This is a genomic window from Chromatiales bacterium 21-64-14 (genome assembly GCA_002255365.1).
Lineage (GTDB): Bacteria > Pseudomonadota > Gammaproteobacteria > 21-64-14 > 21-64-14 > 21-64-14.
The window spans coordinates 262,409-275,108 of the sequence record NCBI01000001.1; the positions used below are offsets into that span (position 1 = coordinate 262,409).

The 12,700-nt window shown below is 62.7% G+C and carries 14 protein-coding genes and 1 tRNA gene; 7 read left to right on the forward strand and 8 right to left on the reverse strand.

Annotated elements, in window-relative coordinates:
- Positions 1 to 12: 12 nt before the first annotated feature.
- Positions 13 to 459, reverse strand: coding sequence for a hypothetical protein (locus B7Z66_01160; protein OYV78196.1), 447 nt, complete (start codon positions 457 to 459; stop codon positions 13 to 15).
- Positions 460 to 818: 359 nt separating this feature from the next.
- Between B7Z66_01160 and B7Z66_01165 the strand changes: the two genes are divergently transcribed.
- The 7 genes from B7Z66_01165 to B7Z66_01195 all read left to right on the forward strand — a co-directional run bounded on the left by B7Z66_01165 (position 819) and on the right by B7Z66_01195 (position 6,362).
- Positions 819 to 1,376 carry an RNA polymerase subunit sigma-24 gene (locus tag B7Z66_01165; protein ID OYV78197.1) on the forward strand — a complete coding sequence of 186 codons (558 nt, stop codon included), beginning with the start codon at positions 819 to 821 and terminating at the stop codon, positions 1,374 to 1,376.
- The gene (locus tag B7Z66_01170; protein OYV78198.1) at positions 1,373 to 2,146 is read left to right on the forward strand and encodes a hypothetical protein; all 774 of its coding nucleotides are present in this window, start codon (positions 1,373 to 1,375) and stop codon (positions 2,144 to 2,146) included. The genes B7Z66_01165 and B7Z66_01170 overlap by 4 nt, the downstream gene beginning before the upstream one ends.
- Before the next feature lie 105 nt (positions 2,147 to 2,251).
- Positions 2,252 to 2,647: a sulfur oxidation c-type cytochrome SoxX gene (locus B7Z66_01175; protein OYV78383.1), complete on the forward strand. Its 396-nt coding sequence runs from the start codon at positions 2,252 to 2,254 to the stop codon at positions 2,645 to 2,647.
- Between the two features lie 54 nt (positions 2,648 to 2,701).
- A complete protein-coding gene (locus tag B7Z66_01180; protein ID OYV78199.1) occupies positions 2,702 to 3,160 on the forward strand; it encodes a thiosulfate oxidation carrier protein SoxY in 459 nt (152 codons plus the stop codon).
- A gap of 66 nt (positions 3,161 to 3,226) precedes the next feature.
- Complete coding sequence (locus B7Z66_01185) at positions 3,227 to 3,556, forward strand: thiosulfate oxidation carrier complex protein SoxZ (protein OYV78200.1); 330 nt, start codon at positions 3,227 to 3,229, stop codon at positions 3,554 to 3,556.
- Between the two features lie 13 nt (positions 3,557 to 3,569).
- Entirely contained in the window at positions 3,570 to 4,445 is an 876-nt protein-coding gene (locus B7Z66_01190) for a sulfur oxidation c-type cytochrome SoxA (protein OYV78201.1), read from the forward strand.
- Positions 4,446 to 4,631: 186 nt separating this feature from the next.
- Positions 4,632 to 6,362 carry a thiosulfohydrolase SoxB gene (locus B7Z66_01195; GenBank protein ID OYV78384.1) on the forward strand — a complete coding sequence of 577 codons (1,731 nt, stop codon included), beginning with the start codon at positions 4,632 to 4,634 and terminating at the stop codon, positions 6,360 to 6,362.
- Between the two features lie 28 nt (positions 6,363 to 6,390).
- Here the strand turns inward: B7Z66_01195 and B7Z66_01200 are convergent.
- The 7 genes from B7Z66_01200 to B7Z66_01230 form a co-directional block, all read right to left on the reverse strand.
- A tRNA-Lys gene (locus B7Z66_01200) sits at positions 6,391 to 6,466 on the reverse strand.
- 255 nt (positions 6,467 to 6,721) lie between these two features.
- Entirely contained in the window at positions 6,722 to 7,885 is a 1,164-nt protein-coding gene (locus B7Z66_01205) for a hypothetical protein (protein ID OYV78202.1), read from the reverse strand.
- 315 nt (positions 7,886 to 8,200) lie between these two features.
- A complete protein-coding gene (locus tag B7Z66_01210) occupies positions 8,201 to 9,412 on the reverse strand; it encodes a hypothetical protein (protein OYV78203.1) in 1,212 nt (403 codons plus the stop codon).
- A 244-nt stretch (positions 9,413 to 9,656) separates the two neighbouring features.
- Positions 9,657 to 10,367, reverse strand: coding sequence for a 7-cyano-7-deazaguanine synthase QueC (locus B7Z66_01215; protein ID OYV78204.1), 711 nt, complete (start codon positions 10,365 to 10,367; stop codon positions 9,657 to 9,659).
- A 53-nt stretch (positions 10,368 to 10,420) separates the two neighbouring features.
- Complete coding sequence (locus tag B7Z66_01220) at positions 10,421 to 11,101, reverse strand: 7-carboxy-7-deazaguanine synthase QueE (protein OYV78205.1); 681 nt, start codon at positions 11,099 to 11,101, stop codon at positions 10,421 to 10,423.
- A gap of 50 nt (positions 11,102 to 11,151) precedes the next feature.
- Positions 11,152 to 12,117, reverse strand: a complete 966-nt coding sequence (locus tag B7Z66_01225; GenBank protein ID OYV78206.1) for a tol-pal system protein YbgF — start codon at positions 12,115 to 12,117, stop codon at positions 11,152 to 11,154.
- A gap of 4 nt (positions 12,118 to 12,121) precedes the next feature.
- Positions 12,122 to 12,649: a peptidoglycan-associated lipoprotein gene (locus B7Z66_01230; protein ID OYV78385.1), complete on the reverse strand. Its 528-nt coding sequence runs from the start codon at positions 12,647 to 12,649 to the stop codon at positions 12,122 to 12,124.
- Between the last annotated feature and the right edge of the window lie 51 nt (positions 12,650 to 12,700).

Consider the following 12,700-nt stretch of genomic DNA (forward strand, 5'->3'; position numbering starts at 1 on the left):
CCGCGGCCCCTATCACGGCTTGATGATGGTGTAGCCCTCGTGCGCCAGCTCGTAGAGCCGTACCACCCCCGCCGAGACATGCACCGCATGGGGATTGAGCTTGGGCGCATACCCCAGGGTCTTGGTGAATTTCGCATAGGTGTTGTCACACGCGCTGAAGCGCACGCCATCCGCCGCGAGCCCGGCGATCCGGCCCTTGTTGACGTTGTTGGCCAGCAGCAAGCGCAGCCCTGGCCCAAAGGCGACGATCTCGATGGCCACCTGATCCGCACCGTAGTGTTTGACCAGGTTGTGGGCCACATTGAGTACCAGGGTCTGCGCCGGGCCACCACCATTGCTCAACTGCAGCGCGATCTTGGCCCGCGCGAAGGGCTTGGCATCCGCCATCCCGACCGGCGAGCCCAGCACCATCGCCAGGGCCGCCGCCCACATTACCGCAAGAAAATAAGGTTTACGCATCGCTTCCTCCACTTGGTTCGGCTGAACGCCGTGATTACCCGGTCGATCGCTACCCATTTTTTACGTTGCACCCACCCTGCCAAGGACGGTGGGAACCCCCGCCCCGCCCCCGACCGCCCGGATTCGGGATTCCTTCAAGTCAACTGTCCTCGGAGCTGAAAAGACGGGTCGACAACAGAATTTATTTCATTCCGCACGAAAAAATACCGAACATTCAATATATTAATATTTTAGCATTTTCTAATTTTACGAAAGGTGTCAGGTTGGCACGAAATTCGCTAGGATCGGCAGTAACAGACGCGGAATAAGCCCGCAAGGCGGCGCGTCTTTCAGGGAGAGGAAGGAGGCTACAAACCATAATGAACCTGCTCACGCTGCTCTGCCATTCGCGGGAATTCCGCTCCCAGTTGGAATCGAGCCGGGACCGGCTGTACCGCTTGGCCTATGCCTGGAGCCACGATCCCCACCTCTCCGACGACCTGGTCCAGGAGACCCTGGCCAAGGCCTTGAAAAACAGCGGCCAATTACGCGACCCCAAGGCCATGAACACGTGGCTGTTCAGCATCCTCGCAAACTGCTGGCGGGATCATTTCCGGCGTTCCCGCGCCACGGTGGACGTGGACGACATCGTGTACTTCCACGATGTCACCCCGGAGCACGAACACGGCCAGCACGAGGTGGTCACCCGGGTGCGCCAAGCAGTCGCGGAACTGCCCCTGGCACAGCGCCAGGTCCTGACGCTGGTGGACCTGGAAGGATTTTCCTATATCGAGGTGGCGCAAATCCTCGAGATTCCCATCGGGACGGTCATGAGCCGACTGTCCCGGGCCCGGCGGGCCCTCAAACAGTATCTGCTGGACTTGGCGCCTTCGGAAACAGAACAAGCCCCGCGCGCCAAGCTAAGGAGCGTGCCATGAGTTCAACGATCGACTTGGATGCCCAAGCCCTATCGGACGACACCCTCAACGCGTTCATGGACGATCAACTCGATCCTGAAGAGCGCGGCGAGGTATTCGACGCAATGAACCGGCACCGGTCCGTGACCGAACGGATCTGCGAGTTGAGCCGGCTGCGTGCGATGGTCCAACACGCCTATCGGGATCCGGCAAAGCCGAAGCACTTGCAGGCCGCGACACGCAGATCGCACCCTCTGGTGCGGGGCGTTGCGGCAGGCTTTCTTGTGGTACTGGGTGGGCTATTGGGCTGGGCGCTGCATACGACGCCGCATGCGGTTTCCGGCGACCAGGCGTTCCTCGGGCGGCTGGCGAACGGTAACGGCGCGTTCATGGCGTCCCGCGTGGGACAAAAGTCCCTTGCCGGGACCGGCATGCACAGGATCCTGCTCCACATCGCGTCATCGGATCCGCGCCGCATGCAACTGGCCCTCAACGATGTCCAGGAACTGATGAACCTGTATCCGCGCAACCGGCTCCAGGTGGAAGTGGTCACCAACGCCGGTGGCGTCAACCTGCTGCGCGCGGACATGTCGCCTTTCAAGGCGCAGGTGGAGGAACTCATGCGAAAATATCCTAATCTTTCCTTCCTCGCCTGCCGCAATACCATTGATCGCCTGACCCGTATGCGCGGGGCTCCCGTGCATCTCATTCCCGATACGCGGGTCGGACCCACCGCGGTGCAGGAGATCGTGTCCCGCCTCCAGGAAGGCTGGATCTACATCAAGGTATAGGTAACTGGCTTTTCCGCGCCCGGGTACCGCCCACGCCGGTGCCGGGCGGGCGGATAGCTGTGTTCGCAACCGCATGGAGACAAAAAACGCATGACCATCATGGGTATGACACAACGGGCGGGCAACACCCCATGGATCGCAGTGGCGGGTTTCGCAGCCGTGCTGGCCAGTGGACTCGTACTCGGGCTCGCCCCGCCGACGGCCTACGGCGCCGGGACCCGGGAAAGTGCCATGATCGCCGCGGGCAAGAAGCTCGCCTTCGACCGTCAGAAGGGTAACTGCCTGGCCTGTCACGTCATCGCGGGCGGCGAGTATCCGGGCAACATCGGACCACCACTGGTCAATATGAAGCAGCGCTATCCGGACATCGCAAAATTGCGTGCGCAGATCTGGGATGCGACCGTCAACCACCCAACCACCGTCATGCCCCCCTTCGGCCGTAACAAGATCCTAACCGGCAAAGAAATCGACGAGGTTGCGGCCTTCATTCAGTCTTTGTAAAGGGGATTTCGAATCAACACCTTTAAACTTGGAGGTAACACGAACGTGAATAGCATGAAACGCAGAGTCTTCCTGAGGGGTGTGTTGACGGCGGGCGCCGCCGCATGCGCCGGTACCATGGTCCCGCGCATGGTCCTGGCGGCGGCTTGGCCCGCTTCGGCCTTCGACGCCGACACCGTGGGCGTGGCGATGAAGTCCCTGTTCGGTGGCGCGACGCCTGCCACGAGCAGCAACGTCACCATCGAGGCGCCGACCATCGCCGACAACGGCGCGTCGGTCCCCGTAAAGGTCTCCACGACGCTCACCGGTGTGCAATCCATCAGCGTATTGGCGTCCAAGAATCCCCATCCTCTCAGCGCCACGTACACGTTCAGTGAAAACGTGGAGCCGGACATCGCCATGCGCCTCAAGATGGGAAAGACCGCCGACGTGATTGCCGTGGTCAAGGCGAACGGCAAGCTATACAGCCACAAGAAGCAGGTCAAGGTCACCATCGGGGGCTGCGGCGGCTGATCGTCATCAGCCACGGCCCGACATCGAAACGCGAACATACTGAACATACTATAGAGGAATCCAGAGATGGGAACGATTATGGTTAGAACGAATAGCGAAGGGGACAAGACGGTCGTCCGCATGCTGATCCGTCACCCCATGGATACGGGTCTGGTAAAGAACAAGGCAACCGGGAAAATAATCCCGGCGCATTTCATCAAGACGGTGACCTGTGATATCAACGGCAAGACGGTGCTGACCGCCGACTGGAGCATCGCCATTGCGAAGAACCCGTACCTCTCATTCAATATCAAGGGAGTGAAACCGCAGGATACCCTGAAGATCAGCTGGGTCGACAACAAGGGCGAGAGCGACACGCTGCAGAACACGATCCAGAATTTCGGACCGAAGGATTAGCAACTGGGGGCCTATGATGCAGCAGGTGACAACATCCGTATCCGGCGGCTTTGTGACACGGCTGGCACTGGTCGCCGTCTTGGCAGTGTTGGGAGCGGTGCCGGCACTGGCCCAGGCCGGTCCGGAACATGACCGCAAGGCGTTGGTGGAATTCTTTCAGCAACGGTTCCCCGGCCTGAAGCTCTCCGACTACGACAACGGCACCTATGCCATCGACCCGACCCTCCGGGAGAACTGGGAGCAGATCAAGGTCTTTCCACCATATTTGCCGTACATCCAGCAAGGAAAGCAGCTGTTCAACACGCCTTTCAAGAACGGGAAAACCTATGCCCAGTGCCTGCCTAACCGGGGTATCGGGATCGCGAACCACTACCCACGCTGGGACCGCGCGCGTGGCGAGGTGGTTACCCTCGCCCTGGTGCTGAACTGGTGCCGGGAGGCCAACGGAGAGAAGCCCCTGGCCTACGGCAAAGGGGACCTCGCCTACATCCTCACGTACCTGGAAGAGACGAGCAAGGGTAAGAAGGTGCACATCACTGTGCCGAGCGATGACCCCCGGGCCCTGGCGGCCTACGAGCGCGGCAAGGAATTCTACTATGCGCGCCGCGGCCAGCTGAACTTCAGTTGCGCGGGCTGCCATGTGGAGAACGCTGGGAGAAGGTTGCGCACCAATGTCCTGAGTCCCGCGCTGGGTCAGGCCACTCATTGGCCGACCTACCGCACTAAGTGGGGCGACATGGGCACGCTGCAACGGCGATTCGTCGGATGCAACAAGCAGGTTCGGGCCAAGCCGTTTCCCTTGCAAAGCCGGGAATACCGCGATCTGGAATACTTTCTGACTTACTTGAGCAACGGCCTGCCGATCGCAGGCCCTGGTGCCAGACCGTAGGCCCTGCCTAGTCGAACCCGGCCCGCTGCGGCGGGCCGGGTCCCTGCCTGGCCTAGTTGCATTGCCTACGGCCACTATAGATAGGGAAGAATTCCACCCAGTCAGGCGTCTACTTCGGCTGAATTCACGCCGCGGGGCCCAAGCACCCGCGGTTCAAAACCCAACACCGGGAGACCCACCATGCATCTGTCACGCCGAGAGTTTCTGCGGCTGCTGGCCATCGCGAGCGCCGCGGGCATACCTCTGAGTGGTTGCGGAAGTCCCGGCCGACCAGGTGGACTGCTCTCCAAGGATCCCACGGATCCCTACGAACTCCGTCCGTTCGGAAACGTGTCAGTGCTGCACTTCACCGACTGTCACGCCCAGTTGCTACCGGTGTATTTCCGTGAACCCAACGTCAATCTCGGTGTGGGTACCATGAAGAACCACCCCCCACACCTGGTCGGCGAGTGGTTCCTCAAATACTACGGGGTACCGTCCGGGTCCCGTAACGCCCATGCCTACACCTATCTGGATTTCGTAGCGGCAGCCCACAAGTACGGCGCCCTGGGCGGGTTTGCCCATCTGGCAACCCTCGTCAAGCGTTTGCGCGCCCAACGCCCCGGGGCGCTGTTGTTGGACGGCGGTGACACGTGGCAAGGGTCCGCCACCTCGCTATGGACCCGCGGGCAGGACATGGTGGGCGCACAGCTCCAACTCGGCGTGGATGTTACGACCGGCCACTGGGAATTCACCTACGGCGCCGACCGGGTCAAGGAGATCGTGGACAAGCAGCTGAAGGGTAAGATCCACTTCTTGGCCCAAAACATCGTAGACAACCAGTGGGGCGATGCGGTGTTCGAGCCCTACATCATCCGGGAAATGAATGGCGTGCCGGTAGCGATCATCGGCCAGGCTTTCCCCTTCACGCCAATCGCCAACCCGCGCTACATGATCCCGGACTGGCGTTTTGGCATCCGCGAAGACCGGATGCAAAAGATGGTCAACCAAGCGCGTGGGAAAGGGGCACAAGCGGTCATTCTGCTGTCCCACAACGGCATGGACGTGGACCTCAAACTGGCGAGCCGGATCCGCGGCATCGACGCCATCATGGGCGGGCACACCCACGATGCGGTGCCACGGGCGGTGGAGGTCGGAAACGCGGGTGGGAAAACCCTGGTGATCAACGCCGGTTCCAACGGGAAATTCCTGGGCGTGCTCGATCTGGATGTGCGCAATGGCCGGGTGCAGGGGTACCAGTTCAAGCTCCTACCGGTGTTTTCCAACCTGTTGCCCGCGGACCCCGCGATGAGTGCCTACATCGAGAAGGTACGCGCCCCCTACGAGGCCAAGCTGAACGAGCCCCTGGCCACGACCCACGATCTCCTCTACCGGCGCGGCAACTTCAACGGAACCTTCGACCAGGTCATCTGTGACGCGCTGCGGACCGTAAAATCGACGCAGATCGCGTTCTCCCCAGGCTTCCGTTGGGGAATTTCGGTCCTGCCAGGGGAGACCGTCACCATGGAACAGCTGTTGTCACAGACGGCGATCACCTATCCAGTGGTGACACGCAATCTTTTCACTGGCACTCAGATCAAGGGGATCCTTGAGGACATCGCCGACAATCTCTTCAACCGGGATCCATATTACCAACAGGGCGGCGACATGATCCGGGTCGGAGGCATGCACTATACGATGGACCCCACGGCCGACATCGGGCACCGGATTTCCGACATGGAACTGGACGGGAAACCCATCGATGCCCATCGCAAATACAGCGTCGCCGGGTGGGCCAACGTCACCCGGCCGCTGGAGGGTCAGGCGATCTGGGAAGTGGTAAGCGAGTACATGAAGGACCAGAAAGTCATCGACGTGAAGGGAGTGGATCAACCCAAGCTGAAAAACATCACCGGCAACCACGGATACGCGACGTAAACCCAAGGCAACCGCAGTGACCGGAAACTGGTGGGCCGTGCAGGGTTCGAACCTGCGACACACGGATTAAAAGTCCGGTGCTCTACCAGCTGAGCTAACGGCCCGCTAACGAAGAGGGTGCCATGATACGGTTCCAGGAGGCAATGGCAAGCGCCCGGACGTTTGGGACGCACACCGTCCACCGGGGGGCGGCCGGGCCTAGGGAAGACCTACCTCCGGACCGGGCGTCCGACCCTGGCGATGGGCTGGAGTGCGGCCGCGGGCGGTGCTGGCGTCCAGTGTAGTGTTTCTCACCGACCTTCCGCCGGGGGCAATGCCGGTTCCTGGGCCCCGGACACCGCCGCGGTGCCTGGCGCCGTTCACCGCTTCATCAGGGTGAGTACGTCCTCCCAAAGGTCTTCACGGTTCATCCGGTATACGGCCCACCACACGGGCACCCGGTACATCAGGACCGCGCCCAGCAGGATGCCGGCCAAGGTGATCATGGATCCCACGGCCAGTGTAGAAACGCCGGTGATCCCCTGGCCGATGGTGCAGCCCATACCTGTCACGCCTCCGAAGCCCATGAATACACCGGCCAGCAGGGCGTTGCGAAGATCTGCCACACTCCTGAACCCTTCCCAGCGGAAGGTCCGGGAGTACTGGGACCACAGAAACGAACCGAACACCACCCCCAGCGCACTCACGATGCCGAAGCTGATCTTCATGGACGCGTCGGTATAGAGCATCAGCCATTCCAGGGTACGGGCGACCGGCGCCACAAACGTGTAGGAACCCGGGTGCCCAGCGCCGCCGGTCAGGTAATGCGTCTCCAGGCCATCATTATAGAAGGCCAAGTGGCCGGTCACGTACCAGGCCGCCACCACCAGCAGGCCCACGCCGACACCCCCGAGCATATTCCTGGAATCCCGAACGAAATTCCGGTCCCGGAAGACAAAGAAGAGGAAGCCCCCCGCAACGATCACGGTGAACAACGCCTGCAGCTGATAGTGGTCAAAACCGAGGGTCCCGGCAAACAGGGAGGCTAGATCCTGGCCTCCGATTCCATACTGAGTGAGGTCAATGGACACCGGGTCCAGGTAGCTCACACGCCATTGTCCGAACAAACCCCGCAGCGTCATGTACCCGGAGATGCCCATGACCAGGAGGATCACCAGGGCCCGCAGGCTACCGCCTCCCACGCGTACCAGGCTGCGGTGGGCGCAACCCATCGCGTAGACCATCCCGATCCCGAACAGCAGGCCTCCTACCAGGTTAGACAACCAGTGCAGTTGGGCCACCGGGTAGATCGAGCGTGCCAAGTCCACAGTGCCGGAAAGGTCCAGGAGGTTGGCGCCGATCACCGCGATAGCGATGGCCAGAAAATAGGCGCGCATGCGCCCCCAACGCTTGAGCTTCAGGGCGTCGTAGACCGCACCGAGGGCGCAGAAATCAGTGCGTGCTGCCACGGCCCCAAACACCGTGGCCAGCACGAAGCCGATCCAGATGACCCGGTGCGCCAGGGCCAGGGCTTGTGGATCCATGGACCACCTGTATAGCTGCGGTCGTGTGTATGGAACCGTCCATGGACCAGCGCCGTGGCCACTTGCGTGGGGTCCCCAACCGGGCGCAACGGACACAACATCCCGTCAACGCGATGTATCGGCCGGGCTGGTAATTTCCTGAATGCAGACCTCGGTGCGCCAGCACCGGGATCAAATGCCCGCATGAATGGGAGGAGGCCTACCGGTTGAGGTAAACGGCGGGGGTAAAACCGCCCCATGGTCCAACGGACCGTGGGGCGCGGTCAGGTTCGAGGCCGCTGCCGGCGGATCACCGGCAGCGAAGCGGATGGGGCCTCAAATCGCTTCCAGCCGGCGCAAACTACGGGGCAGCAGGCGCAGGTCCACCAGCGAACTCAGCAGCGCCGCCAGGAAGCTGGCCTCCTGCTCGTAGACCAAACGGTAGTACTCGACCTTCATGGTCAGCGCGCTGCCAAAAATAATCGACAGGAAAGCCAGGATCGACCCCAGCGCGAGGGTGGATACGCCGGTAACGCCCTGGCCAATGGTGCACCCCATGCCGAGCACGCCACCGATCCCCATCAGCGCCCCGCCGATCATGTGACGGACAAAGTCAGTTACCGAGTGGAACCACTCCAGGCGGAACTTCCGGGTGACCACTGAATAGACCAGCGATCCGGCCACCACCCCCGCCAGGGCGATCACACCGAAAGTGACCAGTCGAGTATTCCCCGGATGCATCAGATAGGCCAGAGTTTCGCCGGTGGGATTCACAAAGGTGAAAGATTGTGCACCTACGCCCTTGGGCGGCATGTCCATGAACGCCACGGCGTCCTGCCAAGCGCGGCCCATAGGCCCGGCGGTGACATACCATGCAGCCACCACCCCCAAGCCCACGACCGCACCGCTGAGGATGTTGTCGAAGCGGCTGCGAAAATCCGCCCAGCGCAATATCACCACCAGCAGCACGAGGGCCACCAGTGCCCCAATCCAAGTCTCCAGCGCGCCCCCGTGCCCTACCCTCAATACGCCCCCCACGATCTGCCCGAGATCCTGGTTCGGGATTCCCCGTGCCGCCAGATCCACGGTGGTAGCGCTCACCCAGCCGTAGAAAAGCTTTTCATAGAACACGGTCTGGGTCATCAGATAGGAAAAGATGCCGATCATCACGAGCACCATCACGGATTTCACGTTGCCGGCCCCGGCGCGCACCATGGTGCGGAAGCTGCACCCGCTGCCCAGGGTCATCCCGATGCCGAACAAGAAGCCGCCAACTATGTAGCGCAGGACTGCGAAGTTCGCGGTGCGGTAAGGCGGCAGGGTGGAATTGAACTTGGCGACCCCGACGCCTTCCAGGATCAGCACCCCGACAATCGCGAGCACGATGGCGAACAGCCACGCGCCCAGACGCCCCCGGTCGTTCATGTTGACCCAGTCGGAAACCGCGCCCATGGTGCAGAAATTGGTCTTGTAGGCCACCGCACCCATCACCGCGGCGATCAGAAAAACGGCGAGCAATACCTGATGTGTAATGGAAAGGTGGTCCATGGTGTCTCCTGGCGGCAACCTGGGGTGAATTGTGGAACCCGACGCACCTTAAGGACGCTATTGGGGGGGCGATTATTTCCCGCCCGTTCCCGCACATCCGTCCACGGACTCAAGGTCGGCCCGGTCGTGCCCCAGCCTATCCAACGATACCCGGGCCCGTGGGGGTCAGGATCCACGCCGTGCGGGAGCCGGAATCCACCGAACCCCCGGTGGAATCCGCCGGTTCCAGCGGCTAGGCCCCGCTTCAGCGGCTCTGGTATGGGGTGGGGTCCGGCACTCCGGCGGCCCGAAAGCCTGTGGCCCGGAATCGGCAGGCGTCGCAGACACCACAGGCACGGCCCTGGGTATCAGCAGAATAGCAGGAGACCGTGAGCCCGTAGTCCACCCCAAGGCGCAACCCCGCACGGATGATCTCTGCCTTGGACCACTGAATCAGGGGCGCACGGACCCGAAACTGGCCGCCTTCGACACCGGCACGAGTGGCGAGCCGGGCCAGGGCCTCGAAGGCCGCGATGTACTCCGGTCGACAGTCCGGATAGCCGGAATAGTCCACCGCGTTGACCCCGATGAACAGGTCCAAGCCCCCCAGGACCTCCGCCCACCCCAGGGCAAGGGCCAGAAAAATCGTATTGCGGGCCGGAACGTAAGTGACCGGGATCCCTTCTCCGGGGGATTCGGGAACTGGGATCCCGGGATCCGTCAGCGCCGACCCCCCGATCGCTCCCAGATCGATCCGGATGACCTTGTGGCTGGTGGCCCCCAGGGAGTGAGCCACCCGCTGCGCCGCCTCCAGTTCCGCCACCTGACGCTGGCCATAATCCAGGCTCAGGGCATGGCACGAGTAGCCCTGCTCGCGGGCGAGGGCCAAGGTCGTGGCGGAATCCAGACCCCCTGACAGCAGCACCACCGCCGGACGCCCGCCCCCTGACGATGAATCCCCACGCGCAACGGTCATGGCCACTCCGACATGGTGGTGTAGTGTTTCACGCGTGGCGGCCAGGTGGCCGGTTACCGGCCCGGCACGTCTCCCCAGAGGTATTTATGGAGTTGGATCTGGAGACGGACCGGCAGCCGGTCCGCCAGGATCCAGTCTGCCAGCAGGCCCGGGGCCAATGCGCCGTGGCTGGGAGAAAACAGCACCTCGCAACGCCCCGCGAGGCGATGATACTCCACCTGCCCCCGTGCCCATTCGTAGTCCCCCCGGTCGCAGAGCACGAACTTCACGTGGTCCTGCTCTGTGAGGAGCGTCAGATTGGCATAGCGGTTACGGTGACATTCGCCGGAGCCCGGGGTCTTGAGATCCAATACCTTGACGACGCGCGGATCCAGGGACGTCACCGGCAACGCCCCACTGGTCTCCAGAGAGACTTCGTAACCCGCATCGCACAAACCCTCCAGCAGCGGCCGGCAGGCGCGTTGCGCCAGGGGTTCCCCCCCGGTCACCGTCACGTAACGCGGGCGGTAGCCGGCCACCTCCTGGAGTACCCCCTCCAGCGCCATCCAACGTCCGCCACGGAAGGCATAGGCGGTGTCACAGTAGTGGCAACGCAGGGGGCAACCTGTCAAGCGGACAAACACAGTGGGCCAACCCACGGTGCGTGTTTCCCCCTGGAGGGAGAAGAAGATTTCAGTGATGCGCAGGCCCGGCGCGGTGCGCGCCGCACCCCGTTCGAGGACCTCAGCCGCCATGGCGAACTCCTACACTACCGGTTTCAGCCCCGCCCCGGTAGTGGCGTCGCTCAATGCCCCTCCTGGCGCATTCGTTCCAGCCGCTGTCCGGCGAGACGCGCCGCGGTGCTATCCGGGTAGCGGCTCCGTATCCCGGTCAATACTTCCCGCGCTTCCTTCCACTGCTTGAGGTCGTACTGGATGTAGCCGACCTTGAGCAGCGCATCGGGAACCTTGGGGCTCTTGGGATACCGCTGCGCCACCTTGCGGAACGCCTGTAATGCGGGATCGTAACGACCCCGGACGTAGTTCGCCTCCCCCAACCAGTACTCGGCGTTGTCGGCGTAACTGCTATCCGGATGGGCGGCCAGAAACGCGCGGAACGCCTGGTCCGCCTCCGGGTATTTCCCCTCCCGCAGCAGCGCGAGGGCGTTCTCATACTGGGACTGCATCTGTAGTGTCGCCACACCATCGGAGCCGGCGCTGACAGCGCTCGTCGCCTGGGGGGCCGCCGCCGCGGTGCCGGGCACAGAGGTCGTGCCCGACGCAGTACCTGTGGCGCCCGTAGCACCCACAGCACCAGTGGCACCAGTGGCACCAGTGGCACCCACGGCACCCACGGCACCGGCAGCTCCCGCAGCTCCCGCAGCACCGACGGCGGCGCCGGACGCCGTGCCCGGGCCCGGTACCAGGGTCGACCCCGGCGCCACCACTCCGGCCTTCACCTCGAGCTGCCGCAGGCGCCGGTCGATGTCCAAGTAGAGGTCCCGCTGGCGCCGTTGCAGATCATCCAACTGGTGGCCCAGTTCCTCCTGACGTCCGTTGATCTGCTGCACCTGTTGCTGCAGCGTCTGGACCTGGCTCAATAGATCGACCAAGCCCGGGCCGTTGACGATCCGCTCCAAACGTTGTACCCGCTGTCCCAGGGACAGTTGATTCTGGGACTGGGCGGTGGCCACGGAGCCGAACCCCGTGACCACCGCGATGCCCAGCGCCGCTGTGACTATCCCCAAGCGTCGCGGGATCCGTCCGGGCATGAGATCACTGCCCCGAATAAACGATGTCCACCCGGCGGTTCAATCGCCAGCAGGACTCGTCATGGGCGGTGCATACCGGGCGTTCCTCTCCATAGCTGATGGTGTGGACCTGGTTGGCCGCGACCCCTTGCACCAGCAGCATCTGCTTCACCGCTTCAGCGCGGCGCTCGCCCAGACCAATATTATATTCGCGGCTGCCCCGCTCGTCGGTGTTACCCTCCAGGGTCACCGTGAGCTTCGGGTGGGCCGACAGGTAAGCCGCATGGGCCGCGATGATATCCCGGTATTCTGGCTTTACAGTGCTCTTGTCGAAAGCGAAATATATGGTGCGCTTGGCCATCAGTCCGGCCTGCCCCGCCAGACCCTGACCCTGCACACCGCCGGAGCCGCCCGCGGGATACGCCTCCGCGCCACTTGCAGCGCCGCCCGCACCACCCGCCGCACCCGCTCCTTCCTGGCCTCCAGAACCACCCGTGCTCGCGCAGGCGGTCAGAAACACGGCGGCCACTACCCCCATCAGCAGCGTCGTCATCGTCTTGCGCATTACCCTTCTCCTAAGTTTGGATGCTCAAAAACAGAATCG

Bases quoted from the DNA above. Each gene is read 5' to 3' on its own strand.
- B7Z66_01160 (OYV78196.1), bottom strand. From the start codon at position 459: ATGCGTAAACCTTATTTTCTTGCGGTAATGTGGGCGGCGGCCCTGGCG.
- B7Z66_01165 (OYV78197.1), top strand. From the start codon at position 819: ATGAACCTGCTCACGCTGCTCTGCCATTCGCGGGAATTCCGCTCCCAG.
- B7Z66_01170 (OYV78198.1), top strand. From the start codon at position 1,373: ATGAGTTCAACGATCGACTTGGATGCCCAAGCCCTATCGGACGACACC.
- B7Z66_01175 (OYV78383.1), top strand. From the start codon at position 2,252: ATGACACAACGGGCGGGCAACACCCCATGGATCGCAGTGGCGGGTTTC.
- B7Z66_01180 (OYV78199.1), top strand. From the start codon at position 2,702: ATGAAACGCAGAGTCTTCCTGAGGGGTGTGTTGACGGCGGGCGCCGCC.
- B7Z66_01185 (OYV78200.1), top strand. From the start codon at position 3,227: ATGGGAACGATTATGGTTAGAACGAATAGCGAAGGGGACAAGACGGTC.
- B7Z66_01190 (OYV78201.1), top strand. From the start codon at position 3,570: ATGATGCAGCAGGTGACAACATCCGTATCCGGCGGCTTTGTGACACGG.
- B7Z66_01205 (OYV78202.1), bottom strand. From the start codon at position 7,885: ATGGATCCACAAGCCCTGGCCCTGGCGCACCGGGTCATCTGGATCGGC.
- B7Z66_01210 (OYV78203.1), bottom strand. From the start codon at position 9,412: ATGGACCACCTTTCCATTACACATCAGGTATTGCTCGCCGTTTTTCTG.
- B7Z66_01215 (OYV78204.1), bottom strand. From the start codon at position 10,367: ATGACCGTTGCGCGTGGGGATTCATCGTCAGGGGGCGGGCGTCCGGCG.
- B7Z66_01220 (OYV78205.1), bottom strand. From the start codon at position 11,101: ATGGCGGCTGAGGTCCTCGAACGGGGTGCGGCGCGCACCGCGCCGGGC.
- B7Z66_01225 (OYV78206.1), bottom strand. From the start codon at position 12,117: ATGCCCGGACGGATCCCGCGACGCTTGGGGATAGTCACAGCGGCGCTG.
- B7Z66_01230 (OYV78385.1), bottom strand. From the start codon at position 12,649: ATGACGACGCTGCTGATGGGGGTAGTGGCCGCCGTGTTTCTGACCGCC.